The 20,063-nt window shown below is 42.1% G+C and carries 20 protein-coding genes and 1 riboswitch; of the genes, 12 read left to right on the top strand and 8 right to left on the bottom strand.

From position 1 onward, the window contains the following. Positions 1 to 81: 81 nt before the first annotated feature. Entirely contained in the window at positions 82 to 708 is a 627-nt protein-coding gene (locus tag ACMUMQ_RS08200) for an SGNH/GDSL hydrolase family protein (protein WP_414681502.1), read from the bottom strand. 15 nt (positions 709 to 723) lie between these two features. Here ACMUMQ_RS08200 and ACMUMQ_RS08195 point away from each other — a divergent pair, with 15 nt between their 5' ends. Then, on the top strand, positions 724 to 2,235 hold the full coding sequence (locus tag ACMUMQ_RS08195; protein ID WP_414681621.1) for a coniferyl aldehyde dehydrogenase: 1,512 nt from the start codon (positions 724 to 726) through the stop codon (positions 2,233 to 2,235). Positions 2,236 to 2,256: 21 nt separating this feature from the next. Here the strand turns inward: ACMUMQ_RS08195 and ACMUMQ_RS08190 are convergent, their stop codons facing one another. Then, a complete protein-coding gene (locus ACMUMQ_RS08190; RefSeq protein ID WP_414681501.1) occupies positions 2,257 to 3,006 on the bottom strand; it encodes a DeoR/GlpR family DNA-binding transcription regulator in 750 nt (249 codons plus the stop codon). A 141-nt stretch (positions 3,007 to 3,147) separates the two neighbouring features. Between ACMUMQ_RS08190 and ACMUMQ_RS08185 the strand changes: the two genes are divergently transcribed. The 6 genes from ACMUMQ_RS08185 to ACMUMQ_RS08160 are packed head-to-tail and all read left to right on the top strand — an operon-like array spanning position 3,148 to position 8,982. Next, the gene (locus ACMUMQ_RS08185) at positions 3,148 to 4,125 is read left to right on the top strand and encodes an ABC transporter substrate-binding protein (protein ID WP_527195809.1); all 978 of its coding nucleotides are present in this window, start codon (positions 3,148 to 3,150) and stop codon (positions 4,123 to 4,125) included. Between the two features lie 50 nt (positions 4,126 to 4,175). Next, positions 4,176 to 5,858 (top strand): ABC transporter permease, encoded by a 1,683-nt coding sequence (locus ACMUMQ_RS08180; RefSeq protein ID WP_414681620.1) that lies wholly within the window; start codon positions 4,176 to 4,178, stop codon positions 5,856 to 5,858. Next, complete coding sequence (locus tag ACMUMQ_RS08175; protein WP_414681499.1) at positions 5,846 to 6,889, top strand: ABC transporter ATP-binding protein; 1,044 nt, start codon at positions 5,846 to 5,848, stop codon at positions 6,887 to 6,889. Before ACMUMQ_RS08180 ends, ACMUMQ_RS08175 begins: the two co-directional genes overlap by 13 nt. Then, the gene (locus ACMUMQ_RS08170; RefSeq protein ID WP_414681498.1) at positions 6,886 to 7,971 is read left to right on the top strand and encodes an MBL fold metallo-hydrolase; all 1,086 of its coding nucleotides are present in this window, start codon (positions 6,886 to 6,888) and stop codon (positions 7,969 to 7,971) included. Before ACMUMQ_RS08175 ends, ACMUMQ_RS08170 begins: the two co-directional genes overlap by 4 nt. Continuing rightward, on the top strand, positions 7,955 to 8,533 hold the full coding sequence (locus ACMUMQ_RS08165) for a histidine phosphatase family protein (protein ID WP_414681497.1): 579 nt from the start codon (positions 7,955 to 7,957) through the stop codon (positions 8,531 to 8,533). Before ACMUMQ_RS08170 ends, ACMUMQ_RS08165 begins: the two co-directional genes overlap by 17 nt. After that, entirely contained in the window at positions 8,530 to 8,982 is a 453-nt protein-coding gene (locus ACMUMQ_RS08160) for a phosphatase domain-containing protein (protein ID WP_414681496.1), read from the top strand. The genes ACMUMQ_RS08165 and ACMUMQ_RS08160 overlap by 4 nt, the downstream gene beginning before the upstream one ends. Before the next feature lie 111 nt (positions 8,983 to 9,093). Here the strand turns inward: ACMUMQ_RS08160 and ACMUMQ_RS08155 are convergent, their stop codons facing one another. From ACMUMQ_RS08155 to ACMUMQ_RS08145, 3 genes are all read right to left on the bottom strand, one after another. Continuing rightward, a complete protein-coding gene (locus tag ACMUMQ_RS08155) occupies positions 9,094 to 9,549 on the bottom strand; it encodes a gamma-glutamylcyclotransferase family protein (protein ID WP_414681495.1) in 456 nt (151 codons plus the stop codon). A gap of 271 nt (positions 9,550 to 9,820) precedes the next feature. Beyond that, positions 9,821 to 10,258: a carbohydrate binding domain-containing protein gene (locus tag ACMUMQ_RS08150; protein WP_414681494.1), complete on the bottom strand. Its 438-nt coding sequence runs from the start codon at positions 10,256 to 10,258 to the stop codon at positions 9,821 to 9,823. A gap of 218 nt (positions 10,259 to 10,476) precedes the next feature. Next, positions 10,477 to 12,432: a methyl-accepting chemotaxis protein gene (locus ACMUMQ_RS08145; protein ID WP_414681493.1), complete on the bottom strand. Its 1,956-nt coding sequence runs from the start codon at positions 12,430 to 12,432 to the stop codon at positions 10,477 to 10,479. A 274-nt stretch (positions 12,433 to 12,706) separates the two neighbouring features. On the opposite strand from ACMUMQ_RS08145, the gene ACMUMQ_RS08140 reads away from it, so the two are divergent. From ACMUMQ_RS08140 to ACMUMQ_RS08125, 4 genes are all read left to right on the top strand, one after another. Continuing rightward, positions 12,707 to 13,468, top strand: a complete 762-nt coding sequence (locus ACMUMQ_RS08140) for a sulfite exporter TauE/SafE family protein (protein ID WP_414681492.1) — start codon at positions 12,707 to 12,709, stop codon at positions 13,466 to 13,468. A 20-nt stretch (positions 13,469 to 13,488) separates the two neighbouring features. Further along, positions 13,489 to 13,842, top strand: coding sequence for a GFA family protein (locus tag ACMUMQ_RS08135; RefSeq protein WP_414681491.1), 354 nt, complete (start codon positions 13,489 to 13,491; stop codon positions 13,840 to 13,842). 424 nt (positions 13,843 to 14,266) lie between these two features. Further along, positions 14,267 to 15,811, top strand: a complete 1,545-nt coding sequence (locus ACMUMQ_RS08130; RefSeq protein ID WP_414681490.1) for an alanine/glycine:cation symporter family protein — start codon at positions 14,267 to 14,269, stop codon at positions 15,809 to 15,811. A gap of 109 nt (positions 15,812 to 15,920) precedes the next feature. Further along, positions 15,921 to 16,502, top strand: coding sequence for a hypothetical protein (locus ACMUMQ_RS08125; protein ID WP_414681489.1), 582 nt, complete (start codon positions 15,921 to 15,923; stop codon positions 16,500 to 16,502). 36 nt (positions 16,503 to 16,538) lie between these two features. On the opposite strand, the gene ACMUMQ_RS08120 is transcribed toward ACMUMQ_RS08125, so the two are convergent. After that, positions 16,539 to 17,147: a DNA-3-methyladenine glycosylase I gene (locus ACMUMQ_RS08120; protein ID WP_414681488.1), complete on the bottom strand. Its 609-nt coding sequence runs from the start codon at positions 17,145 to 17,147 to the stop codon at positions 16,539 to 16,541. A gap of 178 nt (positions 17,148 to 17,325) precedes the next feature. On the opposite strand from ACMUMQ_RS08120, the gene ACMUMQ_RS08115 reads away from it, so the two are divergent. Further along, the gene (locus ACMUMQ_RS08115) at positions 17,326 to 17,778 is read left to right on the top strand and encodes a hypothetical protein (protein ID WP_414681487.1); all 453 of its coding nucleotides are present in this window, start codon (positions 17,326 to 17,328) and stop codon (positions 17,776 to 17,778) included. Between the two features lie 18 nt (positions 17,779 to 17,796). Here ACMUMQ_RS08115 and ACMUMQ_RS08110 read toward each other — a convergent pair whose 3' ends face one another. Both ACMUMQ_RS08110 and rarD read right to left on the bottom strand, forming a co-directional pair. Beyond that, a complete protein-coding gene (locus ACMUMQ_RS08110; protein ID WP_414681486.1) occupies positions 17,797 to 18,603 on the bottom strand; it encodes an ATP-grasp domain-containing protein in 807 nt (268 codons plus the stop codon). A 112-nt stretch (positions 18,604 to 18,715) separates the two neighbouring features. Further along, a complete protein-coding gene (rarD, locus tag ACMUMQ_RS08105; RefSeq protein ID WP_414681485.1) occupies positions 18,716 to 19,633 on the bottom strand; it encodes an EamA family transporter RarD in 918 nt (305 codons plus the stop codon). Between the two features lie 153 nt (positions 19,634 to 19,786). Beyond that, a riboswitch (FMN riboswitch) is annotated at positions 19,787 to 19,964 on the top strand. Positions 19,965 to 20,063 lie beyond the last annotated feature (99 nt).

Here is a 20,063-nt window from a genome sequence, read left to right as displayed (position 1 = left end):
TTTCATGATTAATATTAATTCTTAATCGACGGTTACCTCTTTTATTAAGAGATCCCAATAAACCTCTTATAAAACAATATCCTAAGAACTAATATGTGGCTTTATTAAATCAAACAAAGCACGAGCCAGTTGCTCGTTCGCAGATGAATCCAAGTGTACGCCATCGACTTCGCTTGGTTGCAAAATACCAGCAGAATTCAGGAAAAGACAATTGTTGTGAATGGCCATATCTTGGTAGTGTTGGTGAAAATGTTGAGACTTTTCAATGGCTCCGTCGAAATTGGCGGCCAAAGTCCCCATTGGGGATAAAATATTTGGTGGTGCGACGACGACAAGTGTTGGATTTGGAAATCCGTGAGAATTTGGCATTCTTGACCTTTCTATCAACTTTTCGATGCCTTTTGCGGCTTCGTAGGCTCCAACATTGAAATGACGCTTCAAATCGTTCGTGCCTAACATCAAGATTAAAATATCAACAGGTCCAAAGGTTTCTAACGCTGCTTGCAGGTAAGCCAAGCCATTTCTGCCCTCTAAAAAAGGGTCATTCCATAAGGTAGTTCGGCCAGGTAACCCAAAATTAATGACGTCATGGTGGTGGCCTAATAGATCATTCAACATGGATGGCCAGCGCAGGTGTTTGGGATAGCGTCCACCGTTTGGAATACTGCCCCATGTGAGAGAGTCGCCGTAACATAAAATAGTCGCCATAACTTACTCCTTGTAATTTCGTCTAAGTCACTTAATAGTGTAGTCAATAAAACAACAACAAATTCAAAGAAAGAGGCCATGATGAGTAATGCACCTTTTTACACCGAAGATGAAATTCATACTGCGTTTGGCCGATTAAAGTCACTGGCTCAACAAGCGCCTTTTCCTACAAAAGAAGAACGTCTGGAATGCTTAACGAGCCTACAAACCGCTTTATTACGTCATGAGAAAGCCTTGTTAAGAGCCTTGAATAAAGACTTTGGTTGTCGCGCTCATGAAGAGTCTCGCTTGATTGAGTTGATTCCATTATTGGGTGAAATCAAGCACGCTAAAAGCCACCTTGCTAAATGGATGCGGTCATCAAAACGTCGAGTGCATATCAGCAGCTTTCCTGCCGCTGCTAAAGTGATGTATCAGCCCAAAGGCGTTGTTGGTGTTGTCTCACCTTGGAATTATCCCGTTTTGCTCTGTTTAGGGCCTTTGGTTGGTGCTATTGCAGCTGGCAACCGAGTGATGATGAAAGTGTCGGAGTTTTGTCCGGAAACGAACAAAGTATTGCGAGATATATTGCACGAATCTTTAGGGGAAGATTGGGTTGAGCTGGTGGAAGGTGAAGCGGATGTTGCAGTTGCAGATGCATTCAGTCAAGTCGCGTTTGATCATCTACTGTTTACAGGTTCAACCTCTGTTGGTCGTATCGTGATGCACAATGCGGCTAAAAATCTAACGCCAGTGACTTTGGAGTTAGGAGGGAAATCACCATTACTTGTTGCGCCTTCTGCTGACTTAAAGGATACAGCGAAAAAGCTGATTTTTGGGAAAGCATTAAACGCAGGACAAACCTGTGTCGCACCAGATTACGTGCTGTGTCATCAGGATCAGAAGCAGGTTCTTATTGATTTCATGAGAAAGGAGCTGGTTCGTTATTATCCAAAAGGCATTCAGAGTTCAGATTACACAAGCTTAGCAAATGAACGTCAGTTGAATCGACTGAAAGGGTATTTAGACGAAGCGTTGGCCGCAGGCGTGCAATGTGACAATTTAATGGCTGAGACAAGCGCTGCAGAAGAGCAAGCAGGTCAAACCAATAAACTGGCGTTTCATGTTTTGCATCAGCCAGACGATACCTTAGCGGTTATGCAGGATGAAATTTTTGGGCCTTTGTTGCCTATCCTGACTTATTCAAATATAGATGAAGCCTTTGATTATATTCATCAACGTCCTCGACCATTGGCCATGTATATTTTTACTCAAAACAAAGCCGATGAAGCGCGTTGTGAGTTACAAATTGCCAGCGGCAGTTTGGTTGTTAATCAAACTATTATTCAAGTGGCGCAGCCAGATTTACCTTTTGGTGGTGTCGGCGCATCCGGTGTCGGGGCTTATCATGCAGAAGAAGGCTTCCGGACATTTTCACACGGGAAATCTGTGCTACGTCAGCGAGGGCCAAACACTGTAGGTTTATTCCGCCCTCCATATAAACGCTTAATACATCGAATGATTGAAAAATACTGGCCGTTTTTGTAAATACCGATTAAATCAGTATGACTAGTATAGAATTTCAACGCTCTGATAATTGAGGCTGCTTAATAGCGACTGGGTAGGTTCTCTGTCTGTAATAACACAATCATAGTCGCTTATTTTCCCCCATAAGCAACGTGATTCTGTTTCGAATTTTGTACTATCAATAACCAATATTCGATAGTGACAGTGATCCACTAAAGCTTCTCTTGCCATGACTTCTTCATCGGTAAAGTCGAATAGGTGGCCTTGCTTATTGATAGCGGCAACAGAGAAAATACCTATGTCAGCTCGATATCGTTGGAAAAACCGCATCGCATCTCCACCAATAACATCTTGATCTCGCATTCTTACTTTTCCGCCTGAAATAGTCAGTTCACAATCTGGGTGTTCACATAAATTTCGAGCCGCATGTAGGTTGGTTGTCATTACTTGTAGGCCTTGAAAGGTGTTTAGTTGACTGGCGACTTCTGCCACGCTTGAACCACTTCCAAGGAAAATAGACTGATAATCTGCAATTTTGCTAATACATAAATCTGCGATACGTTTCTTTCCTTCCGCATTGCGAATTCGCCTTTGGTCAAAGCTAATATTTTCTCTATGGGGAAAAGGGATGACTTCCCCATGACTGCGTAATAACAAGCCTTTTTCAGCCAACAGTCGGATATCTGAACGAATTGTTTGTACTGATACCGCAAATTCGTCAGCAACGGCTTGTAATGTTTGTCGCCCTTGCTCGTTAATCCATTGAACAATTTCGTGATGACGCTGATTCATTACTAAACCCTTTCTGATCATGTTTTTTAAATAGATTTTCGAAACGAAAGTAACGAGTCGTTAAACGAAAATATTTTGTCACTATAGTGTCAAATTATGTCGGTATTGTTGCAGCTCACTTATCAAAAAGAGAGTTTCCCAATGACCATGAAGAAGACTTTATTGATATGCGCAGCAGCCCTTGCTTTCCCATTATCCGTGCAAGCTCAAGATATATTGACTCTGTACACGAGCCAACCAAATAAAGACGCACAAATGACGGTAGATGCTTTTGAAGCAGCTAACCCTGATATTAAAGTTGAGTGGGTTCGTGACGGCACGACTAAATTGATGACCAAACTACGAGCAGAATTGTCTTCTGGTGTTGTGAAGCCTGATGTTCTGCTAATTGCGGACAGCGTTACTATGGAATCTATGGTGTCAGATGGTTATCTGGAATCATACTTAAGCCCCAATCGCACAAAATATGAAGATAGCTTGTACAGTGACAAAGGCTATTATTATGGAACTAAACTGATTACGACTGGCATTGTTCATCATAAAAATGCACCGCAATCGCCAACGGATTGGTCTGACTTCATAAAACCGGCCTATAAAAATCAAGTAGCAATGCCAAGCCCTCTATATTCTGGTGCCGCTCTCATTCATCTTGCGACGTTAACAGATGAAAAAACGCTAGGTTGGAATTACTACGAGCAATTACATACAAACCAAGTGAAAGCTCAAGGTGGTAACGGCGGTGTACTAAAAGCGGTAGCTTCAGGTACTAAGCCTTATGGCGTCATTGTTGATTTCTTAGCCATTCGAGAAGCGGCTAAAGGCTCACCAATCGAGTTTGTTTTCCCTAAAACCGGTGTAAGTATGGTGACTGAGCCCGTTGCCATTATGAAGGGCGCGAAAAATAAAGCTGCCGCAAAACGTTTTGTTGATTTCCTCTTGTCGCAAGAAGGTCAGCAGTTGGTGTTGGAGCAAGGTTACTTGCCTGCTCGTGGTGATATTGGTGTTCCAGCCGGTTTTCCTAAACGTGAGGCAATTCGTTTAATGCCTTTTGATGCTGCGAAAACACTAGAGAACAATGAAGCAAACAAGGCACGCTTTAGTAAGATCTTTGAAGGTTAAGCGATATGACCTCTTCTTTGATTAAAGCGCGTTTTATAGATGGACCTTCTATGGATAGTCAGCTTCGCTGGTTATCCATAGGATTGTTCGTCTTAATTGCAGCCTTAAGTGTTGTGCCGAGTTTACGTTTGCTTGTAGAGGCGCTAAGTCAGGTTACCTTGTCTGCGTCGCCACCTTTGGCAGAAGTTTTACGTAGTGGACGAACTTGGATTGCGCTAAAAAATAGTTTTTACACTTCAGGTTTAGGTACCTTAATTGCTGTTGTTTTAGGCTGTGGTTTCGGTTTTGTTACCACGTTAACGAATATTCGAGGCCGTGCAGTTTGGGTATTCTGCTTTATGTTACCTATGATGATTCCGCCTCAAGTAACGGCATTGAGTTGGTTACAGTTGTTTGGGCCAGCAAGCCCTATTTTAAATACATTTGGTATTGCGCCTGCATTAGGTAGCCCTCAGCCAATGTACTCTGCAGAAGGCATTGCCTTGTTGTTAGGGATTCAAAGTGCACCATTAGTTTATCTTGCTCTTCGAACTCAGCTTATTGCTTTACCACAAGATTTATTGGAAGCAGCACAATTATCAAAAGCCTCTCCGTTTCGTGTTTGGATTGATATCATCGTACCCCTTTGTCGTAGTGCGATTGTTGCTGGTGCAGCGTTGGCGTTTGTGTCTTCGTTGGGGAATTTTGGTATTCCCGCAATGCTCGGAATCCCTGCTGGTTACATTGTTTTGCCAACCTTGATTTATCAGCAAATGGCAGGTTTTGGTAACGACATGCTGAGCCAAGTGGCTGGTCTGTCAATGATCATTGCCTTATTAGTGTTGGCGGGTATGTGGTTACAACAGTGGTTACAACAGCGCAGTCGTTATGCTCTGCTAGGACACACCGCTAAGTCTATTTCTTTCCGCCTACAGCGCTGGCGTTTACCCCTTGAGTTATTGCTTGCTGTGATTCTGTGCTTCATTCTAGTTGCGCCATTATTCGCTTTGATCGTGAGCTCTTTGGTGCCTGCCTTAGGTATGCCGCTAACGCTAGATACACTGACATTTTCAGCTTTTCACGAAATGATCAGTCGTCAAGGAGTAACCAAACGAGCTTTTGAAAACAGTGTTTTTCTTGCCTTCGTGAGCGCTTTTGTCTTGATGGTCGTTTCTCTGCCATTAGGTTATCTCTTAATGCGTTTGCCAATGCGTACAAGAGCAGTGATTGCTAGCTTGATCGAAGTGCCTTATGCCATTCCTGGGATTGTTTTAGCGATCGCCTTTATTTTGTTATTTGCCAAACCTCTGCCATTTATCGAAGTCAGCCTGTACGGCACTTTAGGCATTATTTTCTTAGCCTACCTTTCTTGTTTTTTGAGCGTGTGTTTGAAACCAGTGTTAAGTGCGATGTCGCAACTTGATCCTGCTTTAGAAGAAGCGGCTCAATTAGCGGGCGCACGACCACTTAAGCGACTGGTCGATATTATTTTACCGCTCACAGCACCTGCTTTTTTTGCAGGAGGGTTATTGGTTTTCCTTATCTCGATAAATGAGTTGACGGTTTCAGCTTTATTGTGGAGTGCAGGAAATGAAACGCTAGGGGTACTGATTTTCAATTTAGATGAAAGTGGTGACAGTGTACTTGCTTCTGCCATTGCTGTGCTGGTTGTCATGCTGGTGGCTGGGTTAATGAGTTTACTGAGCCTATGTGCCCCTCGACTGCCAAAAGGAGTTATCCCATGGCACGATTAATATTAGAAAATCTTCATAAGTCATTTAACGGCGAAGCTGTTGTCAAAAATCTAAACCTTACCATTGAACCGGGTGAGTTTGTTGCATTACTTGGTCCAAGTGGTTGCGGTAAGTCCACTATTCTAAGAATGTTGGCTGGGTTTGAACCTGTTTCTGATGGACAAATTACTCATGGAGAAATTTGTCTTTCGAGTAACAAGCATCATGTGGCAACGGAAGACAGAAACTTTGGCATGGTCTTTCAATCCTATGCTCTTTGGCCACATATGAGCGTGAAAGACAATGTGGGCTATCCGCTTAAGGTTCAAAAAATCAAATTGGATGAGCGTGATAGACGTATTCAAGAGGCGTTAGAAATTGTCCAGCTTGCAGAATATGCCGATCGATTACCTGCGCAGCTTAGTGGTGGACAACGACAACGTGTAGCACTAGCCCGTAGTTTGGTTACAGAACCTGATGTGGTGTTGTTTGATGAGCCACTTGCTAATCTAGACCGGCATTTACGTGCAAAAATGGAAGAAACTTTTCGTGCTTTCCATAAACGTACTGGCGCGACTATCGTGTATGTGACCCATGACCAGTCCGAGGCCATGTCACTTGCCGATCGCATTGCCGTATTGAACAAGGGTGAATTAGTGCAATGGGGTACGCCTCAGGCGCTTTATGCCACGCCGAAAAATACTTGGTTAGCAAATTTTATCGGCCGCGGCTCTGTATTGAAGGTGAGTGAAATTGCCCCACAACAATATGTTAATAGCACTGACCTACATGATCTGATTAAAAGATATTCTTCTGAACAGGTTTTTAGTTCAGTGCTTGTTCGTCCTCAAGATATTCGCTTTGTACCTGCGGATGCTTTCTCCATTGTTGTGACAGTAGATAACTGCATCTTTCGTGGAGAGAGATATGATATTGAGTTAACACTGGAAGATGGACAGAAACTGCTTACTTACAGTGATGTGCCTATGACAATCAATAGTCCACATCATATTCGTCTTGAGCAAGCTTGGTCGCTTGAGAGTGAATCATGAAGGTTAGCATTGATATTCTCAGCGGAGCAGGTCGCAAAACAGCGGCTGCAATTTTAGTCACTTACCAAGCTTCCCATGAGTCACGCGAAATACGTCTTTTATTAGATGCGGGTGGCTCATTAGAAGTGGGTGAAGACAAAGGCTGGAATCAGCCGAAAAACCTAGACGCAATTTTAATATCTCATGATCATCAAGATCACATGGGAGGCTTGCTTGATGTTGATGGCAACGTACCCGTTTATGCCACTCAAGAGGTACGAAAATTATTACCAACACATCTTAACCTTCAAACGTTACCCGTTGGTGGCATGACCTTAATTGAAGGTATTGAAGTGACCACAGGATCTGCAGGGCATTCTTTTGGTGGTGTGTGGTTACATTTAAATATTGGGGAAGGTGTTTACTACAGTGGAGATTTTTGCTTGGAGTCAACCTTATACCCTTTCACAATGCCACCCAAAGCAAGAATTGCTCTACTTGATGCGTCTTATGGCTTATATGACAACAGCTTAGAGGAAGGTAAGCAGTCACTACTGAGTTTTTTAAAGGAAGAAAAGTCCTTGGTCATGCCAGTTCCTCAAACTGGGCGGGCGTTAGAGATAGCTTGTTGGTTAACGTCTTTAGACTTTCATGATTGGACTTTGGGTGAAGATTGTTTGTCAGCAGAAACGGCCCTGGCGTCACCAATAGAAGGAATATGTGCTGACGCTAGACCCGTATTAGAGTGTATTAAAGGCAGACAGTTTGACTTCAATACGAAAGTTATTTTATGTGGTGACCCTGATGGTGTTAGTGGTTTAGCTGCAGATTTATTACTTCAACCAGAAACCTACTTGCCTATTTATACAGGCCATCTTCCTGAGCATGCTCGACAAGCTATTAGTGAAGATAAGGCGCACTTTGTACGTTGGAATGTACATCCACGTAAACAAGACTTAAAACGCCTTATTAATCATCTAGGCTGTGATACGTGCGTTCCTCTTTTTCATGGCATGAAAGACCTACAAGAGTGGCAAACAGCGCTTGGTCCAAGTGTCACGTCACAAACTTATATTGAGAAAACGTATGACATTAATTCGTAAACCATTCGTGTTTGCCCGCCATGCCCAAAGCACATTCAATGCAGCTCATCTTATTGGTGGTTTTACAGACAGTCCATTGAGTGAGCAGGGCATTGAACAGGCAAAAAATGCAGAGTCGGTTTTAAGTGACGTTTTAAATAACGACTTACATAGGGATAAATGGAGTGTTGTAGCGACGAGCACTTTGCAACGAACTCAGAGAACCGCTTTCTATGCGGTGCCTAATCAGGCGATAACCCCTTATGAACAGCTTAAAGAACGGAATTGGGGGGATTTAGAAGGTTGCCCGATAGAGCAACAGTTACCTTATGAAGTGACACCACCGAATGGTGAATCTTGGGATGATTTTGAGGCTCGAATCATCAGTGCACTAAACGATATTTTAGAACAATATCCGCAACCGCTCATTATTGCTCATTCAGGCGTTTACCGAGTGTTGAATAATGTGATTAACGGTACCCCTTATTGCCCAAGAATTGGCAATGTCTCACCTATATCTTTCATACCCAACCAAGATGATGGTGGTTGGAAAATAACTCCTCTTAAAGGAAATTCAATATGACCAAACACGCCGTTATTGTTGACTTAGATGGCACACTTGCAGAATTCGACCACACTCAAGTTGCCCATTGGGTACTGGGTGCAGAGAAGCATTGGGACCCATTTTTTGAACACATGAAAAATGCCCCAGTGATCGAAAACATACTGCGTTTAGTGACTATTTTAAAGCAACAAGGGCAATCTATTTTGATTTGTAGCGGTCGTCCAGAGTCCCATAGACAGCACTCTATCGATTGGATGCAACAGTATAATGTGCCTTTTGATGGCGTTTACTTACGTCCTGAAAATGCAGATGAAATGCCAGATGAAGAAGTAAAAAAAGAGCTCCTACAGAAGATTCACGACGATGGCTTTTTGCCTTGGCTTGTTTTGGATGATAGAGATGCCGTTGTTGCTGGGTGGCGCAATTTAGGTCTAACATGTTTGCAGTGCGCACCGGGGGACTTTTAGGTCGATATCGTCATTTCTTTTGTCTAAGTCAACATGGGGTCACTTTATATCCGAAGAAGCTCCATGTTTCACTATGCTTAGGCGCAAATAGCAAAAGTAGCCTGCTTATATCTAAGCAGGCACAGCTTGCCCGTAATGAGGCATTTCTTCCTGTTTGTAAGTGTTGTTGGCTGGCTTGGGTTCGTTATCTTCTCGGGTGAAGCGCTCCCAGTCGCCTGCTTCCATGTAAGGTGCGCTGCTTAATGGTTGGTTGTAAATGTATATCCAGCCTTGCCCATAAGGAGAAAAGACGCGCTTGCGAAGATAGAGTGAGGTTTGTAATGCATCTGGGTCAAATTCTTCAAGACGATCAAGTTCTACTAAAACATCATCTGGTACGTCGTACCATTCCACTCGAATGCGGCCGCTTTCATCGTGAGTCGGAATAACGCCAGGGTATTCGCCTAAATTGTACATACGAAAACCTGTTAACCAACCTAGCCCGATACGTTTGCATCCAGCAATTAATTTATGGTTCGTTAAACCCTCACGAAGAGTTCCGTAAACAGCGACAATGTTAGTAGGCATGGCGTAATTCCATATTTAGACATTTAGTGAAGTGCACAAGATGGCCTTGCTTGAGATTCATTTCAAGTACATTTTGGGCAATTCATCAGTAAATTACAGAGCCCTGACACATCCTTTATAGATTCAATAGATTACTTGCGTCTAGGTGCATCTAAGCTAATTAACTGAGAAATGAAACACGAAATAATTAGGAGGAAGAAGTTTTGTCGTTGAGATAAGCAAAGCCTTCTCGTAACTGAAACATGAGAAGGCTTTGTTGAGATAAATCGCTTTATTTGCTTTCTAGAGAAAATGCGTCAAAGCGTCCTTTTCCACCATTATAAGCACCAAAGATGGTGACAGAGGAGCTTGAACCTGAATTAAAGGTAACCGTTGCCTGTTGCCAACCGGAAGAGTCTACGTTCGCTGTTTTGGTATTGGCACCAGCTGTGACGCCAATCGTTCCCTTGCCTTTAACCCAGGCTGTTAAGACGTAGTCTGTGTCTTCTTGGACGGAAACAACTTGTGCAGCTTTTGCGCCTGCACCTTCTAGTTTTGCAGATTTTGAGCCTTCGTACGCTTCACCTGAAATAGCGGAAGGGTCTGTGTCTTCCCAGCTACTCCACTTTTGTTCAAAGCTAGCGTTTTCAATAGGCACTGACGCCGCCTGTGCTGCAGAAATGGCAATCGTGCACACAGCAGTTGTCATCAAAGTTTTTAATAATGTCATTTTTATCCCCTTATTTATCTTTATTTTAGGGTGTTATAAACAGCCGAATTACCTTGAGTAATAGGCCAACTCACTTAATGAAAAGCGAGTATTAATATAGTTTTGTATTATTTTAATATCAATAGTGAGAAATCGATTTGAGGACGGGTCAGGAACAACAAAAAAGCCACTTCAGATTGAAGTGGCTTTTTATTTTGATAAATAGTGTTGTTAGAAATCTAAGTGCTTGATTTAAAACGCGCTACCATATCTTGCAATTCATTCGACAATTCATTTAATGCAGTAGCCGTTTGTGACACTTTTTTAGATAAATCGTCTGATTTAATTGTGCCATCATGAATGACGACCACATTGCTGTTAATTTCCTCAGCCACAATATGTTGCTCTTCTGCAGAGGCGCTGATTTGGATCATCATATCTTTGATATCGAGAACAGATTTCAGAATGTTTTCAAAGACTTCCGCTGTTTGAGCAGCAAGGCCAACAGAATCTTTTACGACATTTACGCTGTTGTTCATTTTGCTTGCAGCGTGACTTGTTTGCTGCTGCAAGTTATTGAGCATTTTGTCGATTTCATCTGTAGATTCAGAGGTGCGTCCAGCAAGTGTTCGTACTTCATCTGCAACAACCGCAAAGCCTCGACCTTGTTCGCCTGCTCGCGCAGCTTCAATAGCAGCGTTGAGTGCCAATAAGTTTGTTTGCTCTGCAATCGCTTTAATCGTATCGAGAATACCGAGAATACTCTCAGATTCTTTCGCTAGGTCCAGAATCGTTTCGTTTGAGCTATTTACTTCACTTTCTAAATTTTTCAGAGATGACATGGTTCTCTGAATAAGCTGATTACCTTCCTGAACTTGGCTTTCACTGTTTTCAGCGGCTTGTGCTGCTGTTGTGCAGTTGGATGCCACTTCATTTGAGGTCGCCACCATTTCATTGAAGGCTGTGGAAACATGGTCAACAGAATTAACTTGATGAGAAACTACACCGCTTAGTTCTGATGAAAGATCTTCTGAACGATGTGCGACACCACTTATTTGATTACAAGAGGATTTTGTGTGGCCGATGATTTTATCAATGGAAGAGACAAATTCATTGAATGCGATGGCCATTTGTCCCGCTTCGTCTTTTGATTTTACCTCAAGGCGCTGCGTTAAGTCGCCCTCACCTTGACTAATATCAGTCAAGCTGTCCGCCATTTCTTTGATTGGACGAATGACAAGGCTTGATAGAATAGAGCCAATGACCATAAAGATCACAATCATGACAATGGCAATAACAACTGTCGTGACAATCAGGTTGTTAGCATTGGCAAATACCACGCTTGTTGGTACCAAGCCAATAAACTTCCAACCGAGTTCTGGAGATATATAAACCTTAGCGAACCAAGTTTCTCCATCAATGGTTATCTCTTGAACATCGGATCCTTCATTAAGCGTTCCATAAGGACGGGATGCTTCGTCTATTTTTTTAAAGTTATTCTCAGGTGTTGAAGGGTCGGCAAGGATGTTTCCAGTATCTTCGACCATGACAACATAGCCTTCACCGCCAAACTTCACCTTGGCTAACATTTCTGTCAATTTACGTAGAGTGACATCAACACCAACCACGCCGTAATAACCATCTTTACCTTCAAAGCGTTGAATGTAATCCACCAAAGGTGCACCAGTACCACTATCAACATAGGCAGGAATACGAACCGGTTCAGTGCTGTTGATTGAGCCGGTATACCAGCCGCGAACGGTTGGGTCGTAATTTTCATTATTGTTGCCTATTGGCCATTGTAGATAGCTGGAGTCACTAGCACCCAACCAAATATAAGTTAAGTCAGGGTGCGTCTTACCAAAATCATCCATTAAGGCGAATGCTCTTTGCTCCGCTGGAGAGTTTTGATCGGGAGTCATCATAGCTTTAGGTTTATTCTTATAGATTTCAATATCGCCAGCCGTTAATTCCGTTAAGGCATTTGCACGAGCAAAGAAAGCTGCATTCTCAGCTAAGTTATTAAGAAACATTGAAAAAATGGTGTCGACGTGCGTTATTTCTGTTTGACTCTGCTGGTCGAAGTTTACGATCGCATTTGAGCGGATATTGTTGATAACAACAATGGATATGATTAATACGGGGAGTATGACTCCTGCCGCTACTAGTGCAATGATCTTGGATTTAATCGTCATAGTTCCTCTCTTAAAGCTATGTCAATAAGCAACAGTGTCAGTAGTGGTTTAGCACCAACTACTTTTACGTCCGTGAATAGCCAATGAATACAGGCCAATGAAATCGATCATAATTGAGTTTAATTTGAATTGGTAACATAAATTTACATCTAATTGACGATAACTCCATTTTATGGATTTTTGATTATAACGCAGCATTATGATTCTTTTGTCAGGTAGCGGCTTTGCCTATATTATGCGTCCATTTTTACGAGCCAGAATCAGGATATATTAGATGGACTACAGCTTATTTACTGTGACTTTGTTGATTGGTACAGGATTTGTTGCCGGTATTATTAATACGCTAGCTGGCGGAGGCTCTAATTTGACCTTGCCTGCTTTAATGGTGATGGGAATGCCTGCGGACATTGCCAATGCCACCAACCGCGTTGGTGTTTTTCTACAAAATGTCTCTGCCACATTTGGTTTTCGAAAAGCTCAAAAGCTAGACACTGTCGATATTTTACCTGTGATGATTCCTTCGTTGCTCGGTGGTGTGGTTGGCGCTTTTGCTGCCAGCTATGCGCCAGAGGCATGGCTGAAACCTTTGTTACTCAGTGCGATGATAAGCATGACACTCATTATGATTGTTCGTCCTGCCATGATTGCACCGCCAGAAGGTACAATTCCATTTAAAGTAAGAGAAAAGCCGAGTGCGTGGGTCGCTTTGTTTATCGCCGGTATTTACGGCGGTTTTGTGCAAGCGGGTGTTGGCTTTATTCTGATTGCCGCTTTGGCTGGAACTTTGCGTTATGACTTGGTGCGAACTAATGCACTGAAAATGGTTTGTACGCTGGGTTTCACTGCTTTGGCATTGGGTGTGTTTATTTGGAATGATCAAATTCTGTGGGTTCCAGGTTTGATCCTCGCTTCTGGCACCATGTTAGGTTCATTTCTTGCAGTAAAAATGGCTATTAAGGCTAACCCGAATCATCTGAAATGGTTTCTTTTCATTATGACGGTTTGTGGTAGTGCCGCCGCTTTGTTGAGTGATTAAGCTTATAAAGGAGTCATCGTATGCAAGAAAAAGAATATTTTGGACGTTGTCATTGTGGTAGCGTGCAATTCAAAATCATTACAGATGCTCCTGAACTCACTACTTGCGACTGTTCTATCTGTATCAGAAAAAATGCCTTAATGGTAAAGGTGCACGAAACCAAATTTGAGCTCATTAAGGGCGAAGATTGCCTCACTGAATATAAATTTCACACCCATACTGCGCGACACTTCTTTTGCAAAACTTGTGGTATTTACCCTTTCCATAGAAAACGCGTCTCACCCGATTTCTTTGGCATTAACGTCTATTGCCTAGAAGGCTTTGAAATCGAAGGCATACCTGTTCGCGCAACGATTGGCGCGGGAATGGAGTGATGGCTTTAGGAAGGCCTTAATTACTTTGATTAAGGCTTTTGAGCTTCTTATACGGTGTTTTTCATTGGCTGATTGTAGTTAAGAATGAAAATCTTTTAATGTATGTGCAAATTTCTTGCACAAAATCGGTGCGTATGAAGTATGATAAAGGCTGTGTTGTGATTTAAAAGTGATCACGCAAAGGAAAAAGCGTAGAAAAACAGGTAGTTATTACTGATTTTTGCTAAATCACATCTAAAAAAAGAGCCGTTTTAGAAGGTCATTTTTATTGAATTAGCCAATTTAATAGAAAAGACAGAGGCTACTTAATATAAAAGTGTCATGTGGCATGATTCTTTCATGGGGGTATTAATAAGTGCTCTGTAAATATTTATTCATGAGATGCACACTGGGACTTTTCAAAATTTCATACAAGGAAAAAAATATGCAAAAAATAAAAGCAGTTTTTATGGGCCTGTTTATGGCTCTAAGTACAAGTGCTTTTGCTGAAGAGGCAGGCTCCTTTAAGCAAACAATTAGTAGCTTTAGTGAGAGTGTCGATGGCTTTTTTAACGATTATACCGGTTGGTTTGTTGGGTTAATCTTTAAAAGCGTTCCAGTTGGTGAAGCAAGCTTCCCAATCATCGTTGGCTGGTTACTATTAGCTGCTCTTATCTTCACTGTTTACTTTGGCTTTGTTCAGTTTAAACGTGCAGGTATGGCGATTGATATCGTTAAAGGCAAATACACTGATCCAAACTCGAAAGAAGATGGTGAAGTATCTCACTTCCAAGCACTAACAACGGCTCTTTCTGGCACAGTTGGTCTTGGTAACATTGCTGGTGTTGGTGCTGCCCTTGCGATTGGTGGTCCTGGCGCGACTTTCTGGATGATTCTTTGTGGTCTTCTAGGTATGGCGTCTAAGTTCTGCGAATGTACTCTAGGTGTTAAATACCGTACGGTTTTGCCATCAGGCGCTATCTCTGGTGGTCCAATGTATTACTTGAGCCAAGGTCTTGCTGAGAAAGGTCTAGGCGGTTTAGGTAAAATTTTGGCTGTTGGTTTCGCTCTAATGTGTATCCTAGGTTCTCTAGGTGGCGGTAACATGTTCCAAGCCAACCAAGCTCACGCTATGTTGACTTACGCATTTGAAGTACCAAGCGAATACGGCATCATCACAGGTGTTGTTCTAGCAGCTCTAGTATTCTCTGTAATCGTTGGTGGTATGCCTTCTATTGCTTCTGTTACTGAGAAGATCGTTCCTTGGATGGCTGCTTTATACATTGGTATGGCAATCATTGTTATCGTAGCGAACATTGGTCAAGTTGGTGCTGCTTTTGCTGCTATCTTCGAAGGTGCCTTCACGGGTGCTGGTGTTGCTGGTGGTTTTGTTGGTGCATTGATTCAAGGTTTGAAACGCGCAACATTCTCTAACGAAGCTGGTGTTGGTTCTGCTGCGATTGCTCACTCTGCAGTAAAAACAAAAGAACCTGTTACTGAAGGTCTAGTATCTTTGCTAGAACCATTCGTTGATACGGTTGTTATTTGTACTATGACGGCATTGGTTATCACAATTGCTGGCCTAAACGTTGGCCCATTTGATGGTAGTGGTTTAACGGGTGTTACTCTAACAGCGGCTTCATTCACTGAAACAGCTGGTGTATTCAAATACTTGTTGGCATTAGCCGTTGTTATGTTCGCATTCTCTACTATGATCTCTTGGTCATACTACGGATTGAAAGCTTGGACTTACCTATTCGGTGAAAGCAAAAAAGTTGAGCTAGCGTTTAAATTGATGTTCTGCTTCTTCGTAATCGTTGGTGCAACTATTCAGTTTGGTGCGGTAATCGACTTCTCTGATGCGGCTATCTTTGCAATGTCTATCTTCAACATCATCGGTTTGTATTTCCTAATGCCGATCGTTAAGAAAGAATTGGCATCATTTGTTGCTCGTGTGAAATCTGGTGAAATTAAGAGTTACGACAAGTAATTTTTAACTAACGATTTCTGCGTAATTACATGATATAAAACAAACCCACTTCGGTGGGTTTTTTTATGTGAGATGCATTTGAGCATTCCTTAATGATTGAGGTAGCGGAATGATAGAGAACAACACAAACGGAAGTGACTCCTACGTTGTGGATTTGACACGTACTTTGCTTAAAGATGGCCCCAAGTTTCTTTCGCATACACTGGTTATAACGAAAAATAACGCCTATTTAAGACCGACAGTTGGCGCCATGATGTTTTGTGTTGTCTATATTGTTGTCGGCGGCTTTTTAGCGAGTCTGGCTGCGTATTTGTTAGTTGTTTCTGCTCACTATGATCTTTCAATATTTGTTGGTGGGTTTGGTATTGCCATTGGTGCTTTTGGCATTATGTTAATCCAACCGTTTTTGCGTCGCGCTCGTTTTGATAAAAAATTAGGTGTGTTTGAAAACCACAAAGATCGAAATGTAAAACTACAGCACATTGTATCTTTGCAAATAAATAACAAAATAATTAAGCGTAAAAATGCCTTGAGTTATGCCTGCTTTGAATTGAATTTACTGACTGAAGACGGTCGGAGAATCAATATTCTTAATCATAATAATGAAGACCAGCTTGAAAACGACGGAGTACTATTAAGTATGTTTTTAGGTGTTGAGCTGAAAGATTACCGTCGAGAAATCGTACTGTAGTAGGCATTTCTCTTGGGCACTATGATTGTCATAGTGTTAGGGCCTTTTAAACGCTTTTCTGGCTTGGTCTATTTTTGCTCGCATAAAACAATGTTCAGCGTGGTCGTTTATTAATCCCATAGACTGCATAAAAGCGTAAAGCGTTGTTGGGCCAACGAAAGTCCAGCCAAGCTTCTTGAGCGCTTTAGATAAGGCAATAGATTCTTTGCAGGTGGTTTGAGTCTCTGGTTGCGGTAACGAGCCTTCATCAGGCTCATAACGCCAGAAAAAAGCAGCAAGCGATCCTTCTGTTCTCACCATTTCTTGTGCGCACTTCGCGTTGTTAATAACCGCGAGGATTTTACGTTTGTTGCGTATTATGTCTTTGTTAGCTAAGAGCTCTGCTACTTTTTGCTCATCAAAGGTGGCCACTTTGTGGAAATCAAAGTGCTGAAACGCCTCACGGAAGCTTTCGCGTTTATTCAAAATAGTGCGCCAGCTTAAACCTGACTGAAAGGTTTCTAAGCATAGCTTCTCAAACAAACGTCGATCATCTGCAATAGGAAAGCCCCATTCTTCATCGTGATAACGAGGAAAATTCGGTGCGGAGTTTGTCCATGCGCAACGAGTTTTCTGGTCAATCAATGCGTTGTTTTCCTGCTTCATATCTTTTACGCCGTTGGCTTACGAGATTCATTGTGTGCGCTCTGTGTACTTTGTATGATATTTTATTAAGAATAATTCACAACATGACACCCTAAAAAGGCGGTACTAATATACTTTGTGTCAGGTGTGCATTTAGGCGCTTTTGGTCTAAGTGATAAATAATAAAAAGGAAGGCGGCTTGAATATCTATAAACACAGTACTTTGTTTGTCATTTTTTTCTTTTCCATGACGAACGCTATGGCTAAAACCTCTATCAATGAAATTCACTCCTGCTTGGCGTTGGTGGACTTCGTTAATAGCAAGCTCGAAAGTTCAGAGTCTGTGTACTCGCCAGAAGACAAGGAAATCATACATAAAGGCCTGTTTGGTTATGCCCGCTACCTTGAGAATGATGTGATTGATCCGAAACTGCTTAAGTTGTATGGCGGGAACCTTGCTCAAGCTAAATTGATGAAAAAGCTGTTTAACCGTCAACAGTCGCGATTTATAGAATATCTAGATGACCGCCACTCAGAGAAAAAGTTTGCCACAGACTACTTGATAGCCATCAAAGAGTGCTCTATCAAAACTCGCTCACAGGGTGATGTTGCCTTGTATTTGAGGCAAGCGCTCACCGCTATGGAAAAGTAGCTTCTCTAACCTTCTTGCCTAAAACCCGCTTGGCTGATCAATCAAACCTGCAGTAGATAATACATGCTGCTCATTTAGATAATTGAGAAGCTCATTATTCACATCGTGCTGAATGCTACTGATTCCTTGGTTCCCAAAAATACGATTGATCTCAATTACATAAGGAACAGAGCCGACCATCGCAACATCGAATCCAGCATGGTTAATGTCCAATGATTCCGCTAAAAAGGTCACTAAGTCTTGAGCTTCTTTTGGAATCAAAGCCACTTCCACTTGGCCGCCTTGGCTAATGTTATTGTGGAAACCATTGTCCGACTGTAAGCGCCAGTAACCATTGACGATTTTATTCCCGACCCAAATGATGCGCATATCGCGGTCAATGGGTAAGTACTCCTGCACATAAAGCACATCTGTCTGAGCGATGTAATCACGCCATTGCCCTAATGTTTCAATCAAGAAGACACCATTTCCCATGCTGCTGCGGGGAATTTTCGCCACGAAAGGCGATGGCATTTCGTCCCAGATTTTGTCTGCTTCATAAGGTGTGTTTGCTGCAATCACAGTATAAGGGTGATGTGCTGGCGCCACTGTACGAAATGTACGAGTCATTTCGATCTTGTCATGACCAATCATGTAAGAGGCTAAGCTAGGAAATATGCGCTTTTTAAGGCCAAATATTAAGGCGTTTAATTGCCAATACTGAGGAAAAAGCAGCCAATCCGCCTGTTTGATTTCATCTAAATGTTCATACATAGATTCAGGTTTTATGTATCGAACATTCGGTAAATGAAGTGTTCGTAATGCATCAAAAGAGATGATTTTCATTTAAGTCGTATCAGTGGCCAAAGAGGCGCCGATTGTGTGCTTAAGCGAGGAAAAAGGGAATAAAAATCTCACCTAAAATCGTAAAAAATCGACTTATCTGTATAAGCCGATTTTAGAGCGTTTCTTGGCTTTTTTGTAATGCGTTTCTTGCGCGAGTATTACGCATTCGACGAATAGAGTCGAACACCAGCATAGCCAAAGCTGCCCAAATCAAAATAAAGGTAATCAGCTTATCGATACTTAAGGGTTCGTTATATAAAAATACCGCCAAAATAAACATGCCGGTTGGACCAATATATTGAAAAAAGCCGAGCGTAACCATGCTGACGCGATTCGCCGCCGCCGCAAAACACATGAGTGGAATCATGGTGACAGGGCCCGCCGCGAAAAGTAATGAATTGGTTGTTGTGCTGTTGTCGAAAATATTCCCAGAGGAAGAATCCGTCAACATCAAATAAGTGAGCGCGAAAGGCAAAAGGATTCCTGTTTCAATCGCCATACCAGTAAAACTATCCACTGCGACTTTTTTACGTACTAAGCCATAAAAGCCAAAGCTGATGGCGAGAGATAAAGCAACCCAAGGCAAAGAGCCAAATTTGATTACCTCAAACGCCACTGCTCCAAAACATAAAAGAACCGCGGCCTTACGAACTCTATCTAGTTTGTCTTTGAAAAAGATCACACCCAATAAAATACTAATGAGCGGATTAATGTAATAACCCAAGCTGGCGCTAAGCATTTGGTCGTTTTGTACGGCCCAAATAAATGTTCCCCAGTTGATTGCAATCAGCACAGTAGAAATTGCCATAGCCATTAAGGTTTTTGGCGATTGAATCACGGCTTTAAGTGCTTTGCCGTAACCTAGTATTAGAATTAAGACTAAGACAATGAGACAAGACCAGATAATACGATGTGAAAGGATCTCTGTTGCAGGAAGAAACGACATTTCCTTAAAGTAAATGGGAGTAATCGCCCACAGAATAAAGGCGCTTAACGCGTAAAAAACGCCACTTCTTGAAGATGTTTGCACGTAAATTCCTTTTCATTCAGAGAATCTTAATGAGAGGACGGAAGTGTATAGCAATTTTTAGCTAAGATGCAGCATAAAATGGCTTTCTCGTGGCTGAGTATATTGCCTAAAAACGAGGATGGGTTTAGAGTTAGTCCATTACTTTTTACATTAATCGAACTTCGGGGCGGGGCGAAATTCCCCACCGGCGGTAATTTAATAAAATGCTTCTTTGGTATTGCATTAAAAAGCCCGCGAGCGCTTAGATTGAATAGCAATTGAAAATCTAAGGTCAGCAGATCTGGTGAGACTCCAGAGCCGACGGTTACAGTCCGGATGATAGAAGATCGACCAAGCAACAAAGGATCATTTCTCTTAGCGAGCAATGGTCATTTTTGTTGGCGCTTTCTACGCGTTTTTTCTTACATGCTTTGGTTATGTAAGTGTCTTG

The organism is Marinomonas algae (assembly GCF_047525555.1).
Taxonomy (GTDB): domain Bacteria; phylum Pseudomonadota; class Gammaproteobacteria; order Pseudomonadales; family Marinomonadaceae; genus Marinomonas.
Note: the sequence above shows the minus strand (reverse complement) of the source record. Positions and strands in the feature narration are given on the sequence as shown.